The organism is Bradyrhizobium ingae (assembly GCF_055791185.1).
Map to the genome: position 1 here is coordinate 147195 of NZ_JBVUBB010000014.1, position 19618 is coordinate 166812.

The 19618-nt window shown below is 58.0% G+C and carries 17 protein-coding genes; 13 read left to right on the forward strand and 4 right to left on the reverse strand.

Annotated elements, in window-relative coordinates:
* Nucleotides 1-693 precede the first annotated feature (693 nt).
* Complete coding sequence (locus ACV1FX_RS21375; RefSeq protein WP_473119525.1) at nucleotides 694-1521, forward strand: Effector protein NopP; 828 nt, start codon at nucleotides 694-696, stop codon at nucleotides 1519-1521.
* A 944-nt stretch (nucleotides 1522-2465) separates the two neighbouring features.
* Here the strand turns inward: ACV1FX_RS21375 and ACV1FX_RS21380 are convergent.
* Nucleotides 2466-3161, reverse strand: coding sequence for a secretin N-terminal domain-containing protein (locus ACV1FX_RS21380; RefSeq protein WP_473119526.1), 696 nt, complete (start codon nucleotides 3159-3161; stop codon nucleotides 2466-2468).
* Between the two features lie 204 nt (nucleotides 3162-3365).
* Here ACV1FX_RS21380 and ACV1FX_RS21385 point away from each other — a divergent pair, with 204 nt between their 5' ends.
* From ACV1FX_RS21385 to ACV1FX_RS21440, 12 genes are all read left to right on the forward strand, one after another.
* Complete coding sequence (locus ACV1FX_RS21385; RefSeq protein ID WP_473119527.1) at nucleotides 3366-3863, forward strand: nodulation protein NolB; 498 nt, start codon at nucleotides 3366-3368, stop codon at nucleotides 3861-3863.
* Nucleotides 3864-3872: 9 nt separating this feature from the next.
* Nucleotides 3873-4742, forward strand: coding sequence for a type III secretion system inner membrane ring lipoprotein SctJ (gene sctJ / locus ACV1FX_RS21390; RefSeq protein ID WP_473119528.1), 870 nt, complete (start codon nucleotides 3873-3875; stop codon nucleotides 4740-4742).
* A gap of 13 nt (nucleotides 4743-4755) precedes the next feature.
* Entirely contained in the window at nucleotides 4756-5388 is a 633-nt protein-coding gene (locus ACV1FX_RS21395; protein ID WP_473119529.1) for a nodulation protein NolU, read from the forward strand.
* A complete protein-coding gene (gene sctL, locus ACV1FX_RS21400; protein ID WP_473119530.1) occupies nucleotides 5385-6008 on the forward strand; it encodes a type III secretion system stator protein SctL in 624 nt (207 codons plus the stop codon). The genes ACV1FX_RS21395 and sctL overlap by 4 nt, the downstream gene beginning before the upstream one ends.
* An 86-nt stretch (nucleotides 6009-6094) precedes the next feature.
* Nucleotides 6095-7363, forward strand: coding sequence for a type III secretion system ATPase SctN (gene sctN / locus ACV1FX_RS21405; protein WP_473119531.1), 1269 nt, complete (start codon nucleotides 6095-6097; stop codon nucleotides 7361-7363).
* A complete protein-coding gene (locus tag ACV1FX_RS21410) occupies nucleotides 7339-7872 on the forward strand; it encodes a hypothetical protein (RefSeq protein ID WP_473119532.1) in 534 nt (177 codons plus the stop codon). The genes sctN and ACV1FX_RS21410 overlap by 25 nt, the downstream gene beginning before the upstream one ends.
* Before the next feature lie 236 nt (nucleotides 7873-8108).
* Nucleotides 8109-8993: a type III secretion system cytoplasmic ring protein SctQ gene (sctQ, locus tag ACV1FX_RS21415; RefSeq protein ID WP_473119533.1), complete on the forward strand. Its 885-nt coding sequence runs from the start codon at nucleotides 8109-8111 to the stop codon at nucleotides 8991-8993.
* Nucleotides 8986-9651 carry a type III secretion system export apparatus subunit SctR gene (gene sctR / locus ACV1FX_RS21420; RefSeq protein WP_473119534.1) on the forward strand — a complete coding sequence of 222 codons (666 nt, stop codon included), beginning with the start codon at nucleotides 8986-8988 and terminating at the stop codon, nucleotides 9649-9651. The genes sctQ and sctR overlap by 8 nt, the downstream gene beginning before the upstream one ends.
* A gap of 2 nt (nucleotides 9652-9653) precedes the next feature.
* Complete coding sequence (locus ACV1FX_RS21425; RefSeq protein ID WP_027522073.1) at nucleotides 9654-9929, forward strand: EscS/YscS/HrcS family type III secretion system export apparatus protein; 276 nt, start codon at nucleotides 9654-9656, stop codon at nucleotides 9927-9929.
* Between the two features lie 851 nt (nucleotides 9930-10780).
* Nucleotides 10781-11695: a YopJ family acetyltransferase gene (locus tag ACV1FX_RS21430; protein ID WP_473119535.1), complete on the forward strand. Its 915-nt coding sequence runs from the start codon at nucleotides 10781-10783 to the stop codon at nucleotides 11693-11695.
* Nucleotides 11696-12116: 421 nt separating this feature from the next.
* Nucleotides 12117-12938 (forward strand): type III secretion system export apparatus subunit SctT, encoded by an 822-nt coding sequence (gene sctT, locus ACV1FX_RS21435; RefSeq protein WP_473119551.1) that lies wholly within the window; start codon nucleotides 12117-12119, stop codon nucleotides 12936-12938.
* A complete protein-coding gene (locus ACV1FX_RS21440; protein ID WP_473119536.1) occupies nucleotides 12935-13972 on the forward strand; it encodes an EscU/YscU/HrcU family type III secretion system export apparatus switch protein in 1038 nt (345 codons plus the stop codon). Before sctT ends, ACV1FX_RS21440 begins: the two co-directional genes overlap by 4 nt.
* 45 nt (nucleotides 13973-14017) lie before the next feature.
* On the opposite strand, the gene ACV1FX_RS21445 is transcribed toward ACV1FX_RS21440, so the two are convergent.
* The 3 genes from ACV1FX_RS21445 to ACV1FX_RS21455 are packed head-to-tail and all read right to left on the reverse strand — an operon-like array spanning nucleotide 14018 to nucleotide 16875.
* Nucleotides 14018-14680, reverse strand: a complete 663-nt coding sequence (locus tag ACV1FX_RS21445; protein ID WP_473119537.1) for a CpaD family pilus assembly lipoprotein — start codon at nucleotides 14678-14680, stop codon at nucleotides 14018-14020.
* Nucleotides 14681-14690: 10 nt separating this feature from the next.
* The gene (locus tag ACV1FX_RS21450) at nucleotides 14691-16157 is read right to left on the reverse strand and encodes a type II and III secretion system protein family protein (protein WP_473119538.1); all 1467 of its coding nucleotides are present in this window, start codon (nucleotides 16155-16157) and stop codon (nucleotides 14691-14693) included.
* A 28-nt stretch (nucleotides 16158-16185) separates the two neighbouring features.
* Entirely contained in the window at nucleotides 16186-16875 is a 690-nt protein-coding gene (locus tag ACV1FX_RS21455) for a response regulator (protein WP_254103315.1), read from the reverse strand.
* Nucleotides 16876-19618: the final 2743 nt, after the last annotated feature.

Genomic DNA, 19618 nt, shown 5'->3' on the forward strand with positions numbered 1-19618 from the left:
TCCGCCGGACCGTCACCGCTTAACTGCCCGCGCTGCAGCTCGACATACCTTTCCCGGACCGTGGCGGCATTTCGAGAAGCCGACTTCTATAGCCTCTCTCAAGAACGTCAGCGCTTGTGCGCGCCGGCAACGTTCATGTTGGGAAATCGCAATGGAGTTGCCCGCGTCGTCCACTGAACGTAAGGCTTACGTCCGCCTCTGCATGCCCATATCCTCCGACACGGTCTCGCTATCGAGCTTCTCCGATCCGGCGCGATCTTGTTGGAAATCGGCCAATGACTCACCACGCGCGAGAGCCATGACCTAAGCGCATCTTTATTGAAGGTGGAAAATCCAAAGACACCGCACATTGAGCCTTGCCGCGCCTCGGAAGCGTCCAATGATCTTTCCGCGATCTGCACGCGAGCGGGCCAAGGGCTTAGATACGAGTATAAGCATCAGGCGCGGTGGCTTGCCGAGTTCGTCTCCTCCATAACGAGGAAGCTCGATTATCCAGCACCGCGAACCCTGTCCTGCAACCCATGACACGCGAGCCGCGTTCATCGCCGTGGTCGAATGTCCGCCACGTAGAAGCCGATGCAGATTCTCACCTAACAGTCAGATTGGCGTCAGCTGGGGCGACTATGAACGTCCGCCCCACCTGAGCAGCCTGAACGCGCTGCCACGCAACTTCACCCACACGAGACAAATTCCATGTATGGCCGAATCCATGGCTCACCCAGCCAGTTCAGCAACGATAGCCACGCTGATGAGGCGAGATATTGGGCAGATAGCCACAGCTTCTCGCAAGCCCTTGAAAACGTGCACTTGGAATCGAACTCACACGCTGGTTCGTCTTCGTCGCGGGCGTACTCCCTGGTCGACCACCCCCCTGTCGTGGAGCTCTCAAAGCGCTCATTTGCTGAACTGGCAAAGGCTTACCATGGCGATGAGATCAAGCATATTGCCGCGAACCCACAAGAGTACTCGCCTCACATATCCGACAAGGCCAAGCGCACAAAAAAGCTCGCTAAGAAATACGGAACCACGCAATACGATACCGCGAATGCGCGCTATTTCAGCTATCAGCTCGGCAACAAAAGTGTCGGTCTTCTAAGAACAGAAGGTGGATTTGCGATGGGCGGCGACGTGTTCGAAGGAGAACAGTGGCGGGAATCGTTCCCCGGACGACACGAAGTCACGTCCACCGTAGATCTTCAAATTGTTCATCCGCTCGTCGATAACGCGGGCGATATCCTGCTGGAACATCAGCTTCGGCTCGACGGCGATAACGCGTTGCTCCATTCTCGTCCTGCTAATCAAGAAGCGAGAGCGCGTTCGCAGCAGTTGGGCTTTGTGGATGTGGATGACGATAACATGGTGCTTGATCCCACCCAGTACCCCGAAAAGTGGACCAAAAATCGGGACGGTGAATGGCAGCGGGCGGACAAACCGGGTCTATACTTATCCAAAGCTGAGGACAGTGATAGCCAGAGTGAAACACCGCGCGTCCAGTCCGAGGATGAGTATGACTTTATGTAGGGATCGCTGTAGGATTCCTGGTAGACCAGGCGCGATGGAGAGGACCGGACCGTCAAACTTGTCGGTTGCTCGTTGAAGGCGGCTTGTTAAGCGGTCGTTCGACGGTATCGGCACCATTCGGCGCTCGGTTGCCGTCGCCCGATTTTACCCACCATGGCGGCGGGGCATGGGCCTCTTTTTTCGGTAGAAGAGATCAGATAACTCTTCCGCTTGAGCAGAACGTGCAGGCGTCGCTAGCCAAACCGGCGCCTGCGCGATCATCCTTACCTTACGTGTTCGCGCAGGTCACATCATTGGCCCGTTTCGCGTGGTGTCTGTCGGTCATGCGGCAATAGGATGCCTTTCGTTCGGTTCTCGTCCTCTAGGATCCCGCGAAATTCCGCTTCTGCTTGTCTCACGCGACTTTGGAGGCTTGAGTGCGGTCGGCCGAGGGGAGATATTGGTCGAGCCCGCTGTTCCGGTGACGTATGACGATCCTCATCGAAAATAACTGATTTGGCGATGAGAAAATTCTTAAGGTGCCAATCTCACTGCATCACCTCATGGATTGTGAGTGGTTGCAGCAAGGCCTGTCATCCAAAGGGCGCAAGGGGTCGGCCGGCGCCGACGGCATGAGGCGACGAACGTCCCGGCGAACTTGCAAGGCTGATCCTGATTAATCTCGTGGCTTGGACCAGATCCCGCTGGAGCATCGCGCCGCGGGTGCAACGGCACTTCAGCCTCGGCGGATGGTTACCGAACGGCGACCGGCCATCCCGATACTGGAAGACAAGGTGGCGCAGCGGCAATTCGCCGGTCTAGAGCCGGTTTACGAGACGCAACGCCTTGCCATCCTTGTACGGTGTCTGACCGGGACGATCGGTCCTTGCTCCCTGCACAACTCAGCGTAGCGGACTCATTGAGGGGGCAGCTGACAGGATTTCGGCAACAAGCGCGCCTCAATATCATCTTTGACCCGCCGTGTGCGCGGGCAAGGCGCCGTCCTGGCGTGGGGTATCTGAAGAAGAGGGGCTTTCAGTTCGCCCATCTCGAACAACTGTCGCTGAGGACCCGCGATATAGCATCAGCACAGAGTCCCGCGACGGCATCTGGGCGGAGGGTGGTCGCGCCTGCGCCTCCGCCACAAGACCATTGAGCGTCTGTTCCACGAGTGCGATGAAGCGTGGCGGACCGGAGACAAGGACGAGGCCATTTCCCGGTGCCGGTCTCAAGATGTAGCGCTCGTCAGAAATGTTGAGCGTATCCAGGGTCGCCTTGAGCGCGTCGAAGCTGATTGAAGTTAGAAGAAGCAGACGAGTTTGCGCTTCCTTTGCGGTAGACACGTAGAGCATGAGCCCATCGTAATACCATTGAAGATTGTAGAGCTGCGTCAGATGATCGAGGAATTCGCGCGGTGGCAGATCCGGCATGTGCCCGCGAATTCGTCCCTTCACCTCGGCGCTGACGGTGACTCTGATATTGAGGTTGTTGCCGAATTCCTGCAGCGCCGCAGAAAGCTCCTGATCCAGAACCGTATAGCGATAAGGGGTCGAGGGTAGCGACAGGGAAGCGCCGAGCGCCATCTGTACTCCGGTGGAAACGAAAACGCCGAAACAGAGGACTCCGTTCAAAACGTAACGGATAATGAATCGAATGAGCATTCACGGTTCTCTTTGACCTAAACCAACAGGAGTAACGTTGCGTAAAGGTGAACGCGAAACGTGATCTTTAGATGACCATGAACGGGCGAACTCGTCAGCTTTTCGTCAGCTGGCCTCTCTAGAACGTTGAACCGTTAATGGGCTTGAGCGGCTGGTCGTATCACATCTCGAAGAGAGCGAGGTCGAAGAAAGCGAGGTCTTTCCATGATGATGTTAGGCGCTGCGCCGATGTCTCACACTCTAACAGAAGGCTTGTCCAAGACCTGTTCGGCAACAGCGGTCGACCAGCAGGCCCAGTTTCAACAGAGTCTTTTGCAGGCGGCTTCAGTTCAGGACACTGCGCCGTCAGTGGCAGGGCCTCCAGTGACAGAAGTGGCGCCCGTTCCGCCGACATCCGAGGTATCACGTACAACAACGCAGGCGAGCCCGCTCGGCGATCGCATCCTCCAAAATCTTTCGTCGATGTATCGGGTCAACGCAGTTCCAAAGGGTGCGGAGCCTGGGCCGACGTCGGAGCCCCTTTTGCTGAAACCGGGCGCTGCGGAAACACGCGAGCCGGTCGCCGCCCATGGCCCAGGTGATTTCGAAGCGATGATGGCGAATCTGAAGGATGTTTCTGACGGCGTCATTCAGGTGACGCTCATTTCAAATGGTATCGGCAGCCTCGGTTCATCTCTGAACAAGCTGATGTCGGCTGGCTGAGTGGGGCGAATGATTGGTTCAATCTGTTGTCGCCAAAGCGGCCAGGCTCGTCCATCCAACAAGCGATTTCACGTTGTGGCCCTGCTGCCGCTCCTGCTTCTCCTTGTCGGTTGCAAAGCCGATCTCTACACCAAAGTGCAAGAGCGTGAGGCGAACGAGATGCTTGCGGTCCTCCTCAAGAACGGGGTCGATGCGGTCCGCGTTGCTGCTAAGGACGGGACCAGCACGATCCAGGTCGAGCAGAATCAGATTGCCTCCTCAATCGACCTGCTGAATGCAGAAGGGTTGCCGCACCATGCTTTCAAGAGTCTCGGCGAAGTGTTCAACGCGGGGGGGCTGATTGCTTCGCCGACCGAGGAACGCGCCCGTTACGTCTATGCGCTGAGCGAAGAATTGTCGCGCACGATCAGCGACATCGATGGTGTCCTCTCAGCACGCGTCCATGTTGTTCTGCCGAAGAATGAGCTGTTACGACGTGACACCACGCCATCTTCGGCGTCGGTTTTCATCCGGCATGACTCGAGGGCAAATCTCTCAATTCTGCTGCCGCAGATCAAGATGCTCGTCGCCAACAGCATCGAGGGCTTATCCTATGACAAGGTGGCTGTGGTTTTCGTGTCGGTCGAACGGCCTACACTGGAACCGCGGCCGGCGCCTGCAGCCGGTTTCGCTCAAGCATCAGGATTGATTTCAACGCCATTGCTTGCGGTCGGCATGGGTCTCGGCGGCTCTGTATTCGGCGTCCTATCCTACGTCTTGCTGAGCGCTCGTATGCGGCAGCGCAGGCAATCAGCCCACAAGGTGGGCACGGGTGGCGGGCGTTCGGGTATGTCCGCCATCGAGGCCGTGCGCAAAGCGATCAACCCTAATGCGGCGTAGTGTGGTTTCCGATATGGCGAGACAAAAGCCATCCGCCGAGCGGCATCGTCCGCTCAAATTGCCCTCTGTCGGTGTTCGCGAGCTTGCCGCCTCGATTCATCCGACCCGCCTTGCCGCGCGTCTTGACGCGAACCTCTCGGCTGCGACGTTGCAACGGCTGCAGAAGAGTCCCAGGCTGCAAATAAGATTGTCAGGGTTGCTGCTCGACAATGAAATCGACTTGAACGGAAGTGACTTCGGGCCAGACCTTCTCTCCGGACGTGATCCGAGCAGGGCTGCTCGGCTCGCTGGCGGTATCTGGCATGCCGGTTCGCTGACAAGGCTGATTTCAAAGCACGATGTCAGTATTCTGATCGGGTGCATCGGCACCGAGGTGCAGGCTTTCGGAATCCGACATGCAGCGCATGCGGTTTCGACCAGAGTTGTTGCCGATCCACAACAACTTGCGCAAGAGATTGAGGACGATGGACATGCCTGTCTCGGCGCTTGGCTCGATGAAGTTTCAGCGCTTGATCGCCGCCGCGTGCTTCTACGCCTGGCTGTCGGAACGGCTGCGGACAATCCTGCCACTGAACACCGCGATGCCGCAGGCCGATTGTTTTCCCTGGTATTGGCCCAATTGGCGACGGAGGCCCCAGCAGGATGACGGCCGACGACTCCGCGCCGCCCAACACGCCGCACATCCGCCCGCTTGGGCCACTGGTAGCGGCAAGCGATCTTAAGATCTGGCAGAACGCCGTCGAGGCGTGTGCCGCAGCAGAGCGGCATCTAGCGCGGGTTCGCACCTGGGCGCGCAGAGCTTATCAGAAGGAGCGAGCGCGCGGTCATGCCGAGGGGGTGAAGGCCGGCACCGAGGAAATGGCACAACTGATCGCTCAGGCTGCCTCGGAATTGGCACGACGAAAGGCCGTTCTGGAGGAGGAATTATCGGCGCTCGTGATGGACATCGTAACCGACCTATTGGGCGCGTTCGACCCCGGCGAGATGCTGGTGAGGACGGTTCGTCACGCGATCTTGCAAAAATATGGAGGGGCGGAACTTTCTCTTCATGTAGCCCCCGCGGATGCAGATGCGCTTACACGCGAATTTGCTGCGTGCGACGGTCGGGAAGGCCGGCCGGCGGTCCGAATTGTTCCGGATCCGGCGCTGCTTCCGCACGAATGCGTGCTGTGGAGCGAGTTTGGCAATATCAATCTCGGACTTGACGCGCAGCTCCGCGCTCTGCGCTCGGGCTTTGGGTTAGATCATGAGGCAGGCGAACAGTGACGGCGCCGGGACCAAACCATGCCGGCCCTGGTGGAGAGGGGACTCTGCACGCGGCGCTGGCGCGTCTGCGATCTACAGCAGGGCATGTGGACACCCGTGCCGTACGCGGGCGGATCACGCGGGCGATCGGCACGCTCATCCATGCGGTCCTGCCGGATGCTCGTATTGGAGAGCTTTGTGTCCTTAAGGATCCGCGCACCGGATCCTCGCTTGAGGCCGAGGTGATCGGCCTGTTGCACGATGGCGTGTTGCTGACGCCCATTGGTGACCTGCAAGGCATGTCCAGCCGCGCAGAAGTCGTTGCCACCGGACGGATGCACGAAGTGCCTGTCGGCCCCGATTTGCTTGGCCGGGTGATCGACAGCTTCGGCCGTCCGCTCGATGGCAAGGGCGCAGTCAAAGCCACGGAAACTCGCCCCCTGCGCGGCAAAGCGCCAAACCCGATGACGAGACGTATCATCGAGCGCCCAATGCCACTCGGCGTTCGCGCCATGGATGGTCTTCTGACATGCGGCGAGGGCCAGCGGATCGGCATTTATGGAGAGCCTGGAGGCGGCAAGTCGACGTTATTGTCGCAGATCGTAAAAGGCGCGGCCGCTGACGCCACCGTGGTTGCGCTGATAGGCGAGCGTGGACGCGAAGTGCGTGAATTCATCGAGCGGCATCTTGGGGAGGCGGCGCTTCGCCGCTCAATCGTCGTCGTTGAGACCTCCGATCGCTCGGCGATGGAGCGGGCGCAATGTGCTTATACGGCAACCGCGCTCGCCGAATATTTTCGCGAACAAGGCCTGCGCGTCGTTCTGATGATGGATTCATTGACGCGATTTAGCCGCGCCATGCGCGAAATCGGTCTGGCTGCCGGTGAGCCACCGACCCGCCGGGGCTTTCCTCCTTCCGTCTTTGCCATGCTGCCAGGTTTGCTGGAACGCGCTGGCATGGGGGAGCACGGCTCAATTACCGCCTTCTATACCGTGCTTGTAGAAGGTGACGGCGCGGGCGATCCAATCGCGGAGGAAACGCGCGGCATTCTCGATGGTCATATCGTTCTCTCGCGATCTCTCGCGGCACGGGGGCATTTCCCCGCCATCGATGTGCTGTCGAGCCGCAGCCGCATCATGGATGCCGTCGTATCTGCGCCGCATCGCCAGGCAGCATCCTTGTTCCGCGATCTGCTCTCCCGCCATGCAGAGGCGGAATTCTTGATCAAGGTCGGCGAATACAAGCAAGGCAGCGATTTGCTCACGGACCGAGCTATCGCCTCGATCGATGATCTGCGTGAGTTTTTGCGCCAGGGTGAAAACGATGCGTCCACTTTTGAGGAAACCGTTACATGGATGTGCCGTCTGACCGAATGAGTTGCATTCACGCTTCGAGATTGCGGCGCGTGAAGGATATGCGTGAGCGTAGTGCTCGCAGTGAGTTGTCCAATATGGAAGAAAAACGTCATATCGCGACCTTGGCCGCGGAGCACGCATGGCAGGACCTTGCAATTGCCGAACAGCACCACACACAGGCGGAGGCCGAGGTTTACCAGCAGTTGACATCGCTCGGTACCTTGTCCGTCGTTGAACTGGATCGTTGCCAGCTCACCTTTGAGAGGCTCGCAATCGAGATCACGTCGAAACGCCAGGCGCTTGAAGAGGCGCGTATCGCTCAAGAGCAGGCCGAGACAGCGGCATCGGAGAAGCGGGCGCACTGGGCCAAACGTTCCGCCGCGACTCATAAATGGCGACAAATCGAGACCGACGTCCGGCGTGCGGCCGATACCCATTCGGAAGCAACAGCTGAGCTGGAGGCCGATGACGAAGTCTTGCTTCGCTATGGGAGCGGCTTGCTCAGGGCGGCGGCGGAAAGTGCAATTTGATGACAACAGCTAGTCCTGTCGGGCTGCAAAGGTGCTGTCCTGTAGACCCAGCTCCTGCAAGTCGTGCGGACGAGTACGCCAAGTACAAGCCGTCCCAGATTCTGACCCATACTCTCGTCTCGTGGCTCAATGCAATCGCGGGGCTCCGCACGTCGTTGCGGAGTAACCTTGGCGATAAGCCGCTATCGGTGCGCGTGGGGCGACTTGTGTGGCACCAGGAGCCTTCGGCGACCTCGATGCTCGACTGCGTTTGGGGCGTCGGAGATGATGCGATCGTCTTGTCGATACCATATGCGCTTGCCGAGGCGTTGATCTCGACAGTACAGAGTGGCAGTAGCCTAGCTCAATTTTCCGAGCCAAGTCGTTCGCTCGTTCTCGAACTTGCACTCGAACCTTTACTCGCTGGTCTGGAGACTGAGACACAGCAGAAACTGCGACTTCTCCATGTCGGAAAGGCCGAGACGAAAGGGCCGTATATCGAATTCGACATCGTCTACGGCCCGGTCAAGAGCAAAGGTCGCCTGTTTCTCTTCTCGCCTCTTGACGGACCGATGCCGCCGGCGTTCCGCGCCTTAGGCGAGCTGCTCGCCAAGTTGCCGCAAGAGATGCGCAAGCTTTCCACAGAGCTACCCATCATAGTTGCAGGCGAGATCGGCGCGCTCCGCGCTTCAGCCTCACTTCTTCGCAAGACAAGAGCAGGCGATGCTTTGTTGCCAGAGGTCATGCCAGTCGCTCGTGGCCAGATCATCCTCACTGCGGGCCGGTTATGGACCACGGCAGATGTCGCCGACAACCGCCTGATCCTGTGCGGACCATTTCATTCGCGACCGCGTCCTCTGGAGTATGCGCATATGACGACACAACCCGGTTCAGAGCAGCCGCCCTCGGAAGCCGATCTCGATGATATCGAGATCTCGCTTGTCTTCGAATGCGGCCGCTGGCCGATCACGCTGGGAGCACTGAGAAGCATCGGCGACGGACATGTGTTCGAACTTGGCCGGCCGGTCGACGGCCCGGTCGATATCTTTGCAAACGGGGTGCGCATCGGACGTGGCGACATCGTCCGTATTGGGGACGAGCTCGGCATCAGACTGCGTGGCGGGTTGGCGGGCAATGACTGACATTCAACCAGCAATCCTGGCGCTTCTTGTCATCACGGCCGGGCTCGGCCTCCTGGTCTTCGCGGTGGTCACCACCACAGCGTTCATAAAGGTATCTGTCGTTCTCTTCCTCGTTCGCAATGCACTTGGTACCCAATCAATACCTCCGAACATCGTTCTATACGGCGCCGCATTGATCCTCACCGCCTTCACGAGCGCCCCCATCTTCGAGCAGAGCTACAATAAAATCGCCGATCTGCAGCTGCGCTATCAGACGCTTGAGGATTTTGTAACCGCTGCGAAGGAGGGGCAGGAGCCGCTGCGAGGCTATCTCAAGAAGTTCACCAATGAAGAACAGCGAGACTTTTTCCTGTCCTCGACCGAACGTGTCTGGCCAGAGGAGATGCGCGGCAGAGCCACAGCCGATGATTTTGCTATTCTTGTCCCATCTTTTCTAATCTCAGAACTCAAGCGTGCCTTCGAAATCGGATTTCTACTCTATCTTCCCTTTATCACGATCGATCTGATCGTAACGACCATTCTGATGGCCCTGGGCATGTCAATGGTGTCTCCGACAGTGATATCTGTTCCTTTCAAGCTCTTTCTATTCGTGGCCATTGATGGCTGGTCGCGTCTCATGCACGGGCTCGTGCTGAGCTATACAACGCCTGGAGGTTGAGCATGGATGAGACCACTATTCTCACTCATATGAGCCGATCGCTGGTGCTTTTCATGATCTGGGTTCTGCCTCCACTCATTGCAGCGGCGGTCGCCGAAACCGTCATCGGCATCATCCAGGCGGCAACGCAGATCCAGGACCAGACATTGCCACTCACCGTGAAGCTTCTGGTCATTGTTGGGATTATCGGTCTGTTTTCTCCGGTCCTGAGCGCCCCGCTTATCGAGCAAGCCAAGCAGATCTTCACTGACTTTCCCGCGCTCACGACCGGCTACTAGCTAGTACCTCGTCACAGCGGTTTTGACACTTTGAGCTCGGCCTGATTTGGCGGTAGGTTTTGGGTAGATACGGCGCCATTTTGGGCGCGGGCGTTCTCGGTTGTGAACATCTATTTTGTCCGGGGCGCGTTCCGCTATTGCGCAACTCTCAGGATGAGAGCGTGTCACCTTGGTCGTCGCCGCCCACAACGCGTTGATCGAGGGTATTTGTGGACCAGAAGCGCTGATCTCATTCTCAGCGATGAGATCCAGCTGGCGCGCTTGGGGCTGTAGTGGAACGAGACCTTCACCCTGTGCCAAAGGCTGTTCACGTCCAAGATCACGAACACGCTCGCGGTGCCCTGTGCCGGTACTCACAGTCGTAGTGCTCGATCTGCCCCGATTTGGGTCTGATCGGCGGGCGCACTTCGCCGATCAGTAAGCATGAACTCCAATCGAGGGGAGCGTCACTTCTGCAATAACCGCTACTTTCTGCCCCCGTCAGCTTCTCGAAAGCTAACCATCGTAGTTTGACAATGTTGGATCTCTCGGTGGCGATACTGCCTTGAGCATCATGCAACAGCTCGAACGGATATTCATCCGAGCTACGTCAAACAGCTCGGAATAGTTTGTTTCTCGCAGGTTAGATGAGGATAGAAATGGGCGGCTGCATCTCTCGGCTGAGCGGAAGTCATGACACCTCTCAGCACGATCAATACGTTCAGGAGACCGAATTTGCCGCTCACGTCCGGTCCTTACGGCCAAGCCAGTCTCGATCCATTCAACGCCAGTCGCCAGAGTCATCTCGTCCCACCGACGATGGGACTACATCGAGCGCTGACGAGGCCCCACGCATTGGCGAGAAGCTCCAATTGCTCTCCCAAACGCTGCAGCGTGCGAGGCAAGCGCAACTTTCATCTGGCCTGATGGAATACGGTCAGCAGGTCGCTTCCTATTTGTCTACCAACAAACAGCCTGACGACCAACTCCTGTCGTTGGACATTGACAATTTTCATCAATTGGCGGCCAGCTATAACCAGCGCTCCTCGGACCTTAACCTTAGGCACATAGATTCGCCCGCCCAGTTTCTCGCTGCGCTGGTCCACCGGTCCTCAGATTGCGCCTGGCGCGCTGTCGTGCGACTGAAGGACGGTGAAATGCACCACGTTTCCGCCGATGTTCGGATGCGCGCGGGTGCAGCTCCGACCATCATCGTGATGGAGCCTGCCAACCTTTATACGTTCATAACTTTTTATCTTGGACTGCGGCAGCAATCGATACAACGGCTTGGAACGGAGCCGAAGTGGGCCTTTATCGATGTCGGTGCCCAGAAGTCTGCTGCAGACTGCGTAATGTTTAGTATGCAGTTTGCGCTAGCCGCATACAGGCATGCGCAAACCTTCGACCAGTGGCATGACAACCTTTATCGGCATGGAACGATAGCGGACAATAGTGGCGATCGCAGCGCCTACATGCCTTCGCCCGACGCCATGCTGGAGTATGCCCAAATCAACCTGTTCCACGGGGAGAGGTTTCTTCCGGCATTGTTTTACAAGCACTCGCACTCCAGCGGAGCAATTGAAGACGTCGCAGCTCATCAACCCCGCATTAAAGAAATAGACTTGAGCACTAGCAGGCGAGCCCCAAAAACGGAGCCATTGAGCGAACGCCTCGAAGCCTTTGCCGTTAGACGGGACTCCCGCCAGTATAGCGCTTCTATAGAGACGTCGAGAGCAACAAAAATCCGCACCGCGCTGGACGGGATGCTACCCGATAGCCCAACATAGGCCGCGGGGAATTACTCTCGATAGGTCGGCGCTGGAGAACTCGTTCTCGACTGGGCAGAGGCTCACCGTCTCGCACGACAGGCTCTCATGCGCGGTCAGTTTGACTACTTGCCTGCCAGCAGTTCCAACGGGAGCGGCCGGCTTGGAGGATTCGAGCAGGCGTTTGTCACCAGCAGCGCTTCTTCCTTGCCCGTGGGACCCCCGGGCCGAAAGCGAGATGCAGGACTATACAATTTTTGCGTCAGCCCCCTTGGTTCACCAAATGGAGGATGCTGGAACGAGCTGGCGTCATCAGAAGGCAGCCGAGGACAGCTCGCAGCATCGAGGCCCTCATGGATCCCAAAATCCTCCTGGAGCCAATCTGACTGCCCTGGACGCAACCCGTCAAAATCACTGTGCAGAGCCACCAGAAGCCGTCGCCATGTATGATTTGTCAACCGCCGAGACTCAAAGTCTGATCCAGGCGGCCATTGAACTCGTCGTTGCTGCCGGCCTTGGTGCGGCCCGCCCCGCGGGCATTATGTTGGTGCTTCCCGTATTTACGCGTCCGCAGATCGGCCGGCTGATTCGCGGCTGCCTGGCGGTTGCGATCGAACTCCCATACTTGGCGCAAGTCGCCGATGGCCTGAAGGCGCTAGATCCGGACACACGTCTGCTCAACATCACACTCCTCGGTTTTAAGGAGGCGTGTGTCGGACTGATGATCGGGGCCCTGCTCAGCATTCCACTCTGGAGCCTTCAGGCCGTCGGCGAGATTATCGACACGCAACGAGGCATCAGCAGCGTGGTCACGCCCGCCGATCCCGCGACGCGCAGTCAGGCTTCGGCGACGGGACTGTTTATCGGTATCACCGCGATCACGATCTTCGTCGTATCAGGGGGGCTGCAAACCATGATCAGCGGGCTTTACGGCAGCTATCTGATCTGGCCGGTTTATCAGTTTGGACCCACGCTGAGCGCGCAGAGGACAATGGAGTTGTGGGGCGTGATCGACAGCATCATACGTACCACCCTCCTGGTCTCCGGGCCTGTGGTGGCTTTCCTGTTGCTGGTCGACATATCAGCGCTATTGCTCGAGCGCTTTGCGCCGCAATTGAACCCGAAGGATCTGACTTTGACGATCAAGAATATCGGCTTTGCGATCATTATGGTTACTTACGCGGTATATCTCATCGAATACATGCAATCGGAAATCACGCAGTCGGGCCGCGAGCTGGAGAGGCTTGAAAGGCAACTGAAATGAGCGACACGAGCGAAGAGAAAACGCACGCCGCCAGCGACAAGAAGCTAAAAGATGCGCGCAAGAAAGGAACGGTTCCGCACAGTACCGATCTCGTCAAAGCGGTCAGCGCTTGCGCCGGTCTCGGCTATCTCTGGGTGGAAGCGAGTTCCATCCAGGGCAAGTGTCGTGAAGCGCTCATGCTGACAGACAAGCTGCTGAATGAGCCGTTCAATATTGCGGTCGATCTGGCGCTCGGCGTCTTGCCCGAACTTGCCTTGCGAATTGTTGGCCCGCTCCTTGGGAGTGTTGTCATCTGCGCAATTCTGACGGCAGTCCTGGCCACTGGTGGACCAGTGTTCTCCACGGAGCCGATGACGCCGAAGTTCGAGAACATTGATCCCATCAAAGGGTTGAAGCGCATCGCTTCTTTGCGTTCCCTCGTCGAGCTTGGCAAGAGCTTGTTCAAGCTCGTCTGCCTCGGCGCGATCTTTTTCCTCGTCGTTGTCGGCGCGTGGAAGACACTGGTCTATCTGCCGGTTTGTGGCATGGGCTGCTTCGACTTCCTCTTCATAGAAGTGAAACTGTTGATCGGAATTGCCTGCGGCGCGTTTCTGATCGTCGGATTGATCGATCTCCTCCTCCAGCGCTGGTTGTTTTTGCGCAACATGCGCATGACTGAGAGCGAGATGAAGCGCGAGCACAAGGAGCAGCAAGGTAATCCGGAGCTGAAACGGGAACACCGTCGTCTCCGGCGGGAGCAGGCGAATGAGCCCCCGCTCGGCTTGCATCGCGCAACATTGATCTTGACTGGGCAAAAGATGCTGGTCGGGCTGCGCTACGTCCGTGGCGAAACCGGCGTGCCGGTCCTGGTTTGCCGCGGTGAGGGCGAAGCGGCTTCACGGCTCGCGGATGAGGCGCGAGCCCTTCGTCTCAGTATTGTCGATGACCACGGCCTGGTCCGCGAGCTTATCCACAAGACCAAGCTTGGTAGCCCCATTCCTATGCAGTATTTCGAATCTGTCGCAAGAGCACTCCTTGCCGCCGGCCAAGTCTAGTTCGTGTTACGAAAGACGCCGCATGACGGGTGGGGACGTTGATCACTACCGAGACGGCTGTGCGGCCTGGGTTCCGCTTGAGGTGGGATCTGATGACACCTTGCTATTAGCTGTGCCCAAGTTGCTGCTATTGCCTGTCGCGAAGTTTTTGTACGTGGCAACGGGAATGGCCGCACGATTGCCATCACTCGGCATAACGGCCTGATTGTCGAGCAAGTCGTGCGGATCGTTGACCATCCCGGCCAGATTCTTGCGGATCGAACAGCCAAGCGTCGGGTCGAAGGAGTTGTCGTTCACTGAAGGGCCGACGATCGACATCGACGGACAGACCGGAGGGTGTGCCTCATACGTAATCGCTTCGATTCGCGCGGCAGAGCCATCGCGCCGGTCGATGGATGAGCCGTAGAAGCGGATATTGTAGGGGTCGACGCCCATTGCGCGGGCCTCACTGGCTATCTGCGCTCCGAGCCGAGGTGAGCCGGTGATATCGAGATGGAGCGCGTCACGCCGACCGCGACTGGTACTGGCTATGAAATACCGTAGGCGCTGTCGCTCAGTCCCTCGAAGGCTCTGTAACAGTAAGACGTTCTTCTCCTGTTGAACCATGATCGCTTGCGAAGTCCGCTCGGGGTAGATCGGCGCGCTGCTTGTGCAGCCACCTAGACTTACCGTCAGAGCGATCAGGGGGCGCGCGATTCGAAATGTCATTGGTCGATCCTCATTCGATGATATGGCCGCCACCCCGTGTCGTGCTTGGTACGCTGGTCGGGGGAGCACCGCGACCAGGCGGGCGAGTTGCCATCGTGTTCGTCAGACTGCGCGCGAGGTCTGAGGGCGGTGCGATGCGGTCGGTGGGGGCACTCATCGGCCTCGTGTTCGATCGTGGCCGCACGACGTAGGGCGTGACGATAATCACGAGTTCCGTCTCCTCCTGTTGAAATGAGGATGAGCGAAACAGCGCACCAAGAATCGGCACGTCGCCGAGCCAAGGAAAAGTCGTGATATCAGTGCTGAAGTTGCGCCGAATGAGCCCGCCGATTGCAAAGCTTTGGCCGCTGGCGAGTTCGACGACCGTGTTGGCACGCCGGGTGGAGAGAGCCGGAACGGAGATGCCGTTAATGGAGACAGCGCCTTGTGTCGATAGTTCGCTGACTTCTGGCTTCACGCGGATGTTGATCTGATTGTTACTGAGAACGGTCGGCACGAACTCCAGGCTGACGCCGAAGTGACGAAACTCGACGGAGACCTGGCGATTGTCCTGCAGGACCGGAATGGGAAATTCGCCGCCGGCCAGGAAGCTCGCGGATTCGCCGGACATTGCGGTGAGGTTCGGTTCAGCAAGTACGGAAGCGAGGTGCTCGTGGGCCATTGCATCGAGGACAGCGCTGACGTTGACATTGCCAGTGTTGACTCCGATCCTTGCCGTACCGCCGCCCTGCGCCGCGCCGTTACCGCCGCCACTGCCACTGACCAAGCCGACAGTGAAAGGGCCGGCTTGACCGGAAGCGGAGAGGTTGACGCCGAGCTCCTTCATGGCGCTCCGGGAGACCTCCGCCACGCGCACGCTCAGATTGACCTGCAATGACCCAGCCACCTGGATCTTGTTGACGACGAGCGCGCCGGCGCCGAGAAACTGCTCGGTCACTTTCACTGCGCTATCGACGATCTCCGCATTGGGCGCCGTACCGCTAAGGATGGCGCCGCGCGGGGTATAATTGACCTGGATCGGGTAGTCGCCGACCTGTGCTTTCAGCGTGGCACGCAGATCCTCGATCGGCTGCGTGACGACAACACGCAGTTCAGCGAGAGCCTCCCCGTTCTCGTTCAATGCGAACAAGCTGGTTCGTCCCGATTTTTTGCCAAAAACGAAGATGGTATTGTTCGACGGTGCCTGATAGTCCGCGATCGTAGGATCGGCGACAAAGATGCTCGCAGCTGGCGCGGGCAGATGAATGGTCTTGCCGAGCGAAGAGGAAAGGGTCAGTGTCCCGCTAATGCCGTCAGGAGCCGTACGCGGCGGCCCCCCTCCATCATTCCGCTTGATCTGAGCTGCGGCAGCGAGCGGGGATAGCAGAACGACCACGCATAAAAGATGCGAAAGACAAGGAAGAGAGGCGGATAAAAGGGCGCTCACAGCGATCGATACGCGACGGACGCCCGCATGCTTATCAAAAACGATGTTCAAGACAGTCTTTTCTTTCAAGTTCGATTGACTACGCGGCCGACGCCGCGCCTTTTAATTCAAGGACGTAGCCGATCCCGCGCGCGGTTTTGATCCGTAGCGTTGCGCCGGACTGACTCAAATGACCGCGTAAACGATAGATTCCGACCTCAAGCGCATTGGTCGAAACCTCGTTGTCAAACGCATAGAGGCCATCCTCCAATGACGCGCGCACGACGGTGCGGCCTGCGCGGCTGAGCAGATGCTCAAGAATGCACACTTCGCGGCGCGCAATCTTCAGCGGCCGCCCATTAACGGAGGCCTGCCGACCGATCGGATCGAATCTTAGATTGCCAAAAGTAACGACGGGGGCCGTCATTTGCGTTGATCGGCGCAGAGTGGCGCGCATCCGTGCGATGAGTTCATCAGTAGACACGGGCTTGGGCAGGAAGTCGTCCGCACCGCCATTGAAAATCGCGATCCGCCTACCGAGCTCGTTAAGGCTGCTCATCATCACGGCAGGCATCGAATACCCGTCGCGCCTCAACTGCTTCAGCCACTCCAAGCCGTCTCCATCCGGTAGAAGCAACTCCAGTAGAAGGATGTCGTAGCGGGCACAACCAAAGGCGGCGGCGGCCTCATCGAGCGTGCACGTTACGTCAACGGCAAAACCGCAGTCCGAGAGCGCTTCGTGTACAACGCGAGCTGGGGCCGTCTCATGATCAACCAGTAGCGTTCGCATGTCATCACCTCTTACCAAGTCATGCCAAAACACTCAGCACGTCATGTTCGAACATGACGTCGAGCGAAATTGAGCAGTCCGGCTTTCGTGTAAGCGTTTGCAGCCGGAATAGACGAAGAAGAACGGTACTAACCAATCGCGCACTTGATCCGATCCAATGTCAGCTCGACTCGCATTTTCGACAGCCTCATCTGGCTCGCATGCATCCTGGTGGACCTCCAGTCTGGCCTTGCCTCAGAGGCATCGACCGCAATCAATCAAACGCATCGATAGGATGGTAGAACCCTCGCTCATCGCCGCGACAATTTTGGCAGTTGTCAACGACATCAGGGGGGCAATATGATTGCGAGAACACGTGATGGTGAAATCGATTGTTTGGATGAAATGCATTCACATTCCGGATCGGTGATGTTGTTCCCGAAGGCTGGATCTAAATCTCCTCATCGCGTCGATGCCTTGATGAGCGGTGATTTCGGCGATTTGCATCGTTACGCTCCTAACTTGCGAAACCTCCCGCGCCGGTAGGCTTTCCGTGCGGGACCCGCGGACTTAACCATTCGGCCACGCGAGCCCGTGCGCGGTTAGCTCCTGCTACATCAAAGTCTCGATCGCCGCGTGGACGACCTATCGTCGGGTTTGCAAGGCCATTAACTTGCTCGGTCTTTATCGCTTCGAGCAAATCTCTCTCGCTGCAAAGTACAGACCCTCGATGGGCACTCGACATTCAGTCACGTCCGATACGCTGGCGGCGATGCACCCGTCGGGCGCCGAACCATTGGCGAGCGCATTTCGTATGTTTCGTTGTGACGCATGCCACTTAGGCGGTTGAGTTGCCTACGTTCCACTGATTCTGGCCAATGGATACGAAGGCCAGATATCGGACTTTGATTGACCTGCCTTCCCAATTCGAGACGCAACTTCAAGCCGGTTGGCGCGCCGGCGAACCGCTCGTCCGGTTTGAGCTGCAAGTGGGGCAGAGCTGATACGGCGTCAAGGTCGCATAGGCTGTGCCGGCAGCAGAGGCTTGGGTGGCGTGGCCGAGAAGCTTGAGGGATTAGAGGGAGGCGAGCTTGGAGCATTTGAGACATTCTATCTGTCGTGAAGTTGCGAGGGCCGGAGACCGCCGCGACTTAAGCTGTGATACGTCCTGTACCTGTTTCGAATCGTACAATCTGACGCTCCGTCCGATTCAAGCCCCTATGAGCGCTCGTAGCTTGGCTATATCAAGCGCACATGCCTCCAGATGGGGTGACGATATTGGAATTTGAGAAAGCGCAGCTGCTCCGAAAGGCGTCTTGTCCGAACCGAGCAATTTTCCTGGCTATGAGCATCGTGGTTCCATCGCCTCTCGATGGGAAGAGGGTGCTCGTTAAGCACGCAACGTCTTCTGCCCGGGGCGGCAAGCTTACCTGAAGACGTAGAGTTCGCCTCCTCGTCCGATGCGTCTTGCAGCGGTGAATCTTTTGGCCGTCGTCGGTCCGCGGCTGCGCAATCAGTGATCGCGTTCACGGGACGCTTGACCTGCGACGACCAACCAAGTGGTCTTCTTGACAAGCTCGGGTTTGAGAGGACAGCCAAAGACTTTGTCGTTTGTTTGCGTCTGCAATAACATGGCATGTTTCAGCCGAGTGGCTTGCACATGAGCTTTCGTCACGAAAGCATGTCCTCCAGCGCCGCGCATTGATGTGGGAGGGCGATCGCTAGATCGCATAAAGGAGGATTTTCAGAGCTGGCGATGTGGCTGGACACGTCGCTAGTGGGAATAAACTGCTTGAGACTCCCTTTCGGCATTGGTCTTGCTTTCGGCTGGGTCTTGCCGACAGACCGGTCGTTCTGGTGCCATGGCTCCGCGGAGCCAGCGCTTGGGCCGCTAGCCGTGAGTGTCCGCAGCGAATTCGTCAGCTTCTCGTCAGTTCGTCCCTTTAGCTGTGTGTGCCGCCTTCGATAGTACAGCTAGGATCATCCATTTTGAAGTGAACACTCCCCAGTCTATGGCCCTCCAACCGATATGCTCCAACACGTCGTTGCGGAGGGTATTGGCGGGCATCTCCAATCTCAGCAGGGTCTTTCGCGCGAAATTGTTCGAGCCGAGATCATTGAGTGAGAAGTCCTGATCCGTCGTTCGACGTTCATCAGCTGACACCAAACATCAACTTCATTGGGTGCTGCAAGCGCGGCAGAGTTAGTCGCGCTGCCGTACGGCAATGAGCGTCGAATCCAGCCCTCGAACATCGAAGCGCGCCAACAAGTGTGTCTATCCTTGCGATAGATGCACCCTTGGCGATGAACGACGGTGCTCGCTCGTGCTGCTCGAAACGCCCTTATCCAGCCGTCCATTGTGTGTGCAGCAGCTTTAGCAGCGTCATTTGGCGCCCCTGCCCTCCTGGAGGAGCCGCCACGATGGATCGGTCCAGCACGTAGCTCAGGCGATAAGCATTATCGCTCGCGCATTCACATCTTCTTGGGAGACACGGCATGAGAGACGTCACCAGGCGTAGGAACGCACGGATTTCGGACTTTGAAACGGGTAGCACTGCTCGGGATGACGAATCTCAATTCGTGTCTCGGCGCGGCGATGGAGCTAACGGAACGTTCGGAGCTGTGCTTGCGCGGATGGGCTCTGAGCCTCAGGATGCAGAGGCTCCCTCAACACGCACCCCGTCCGAGCCTGGCGACGACCGTTGCGATACCCTTGCCGATCCTAGCCTTGACGCACATAGAACCGGAGCGGGTGCGCCGTACG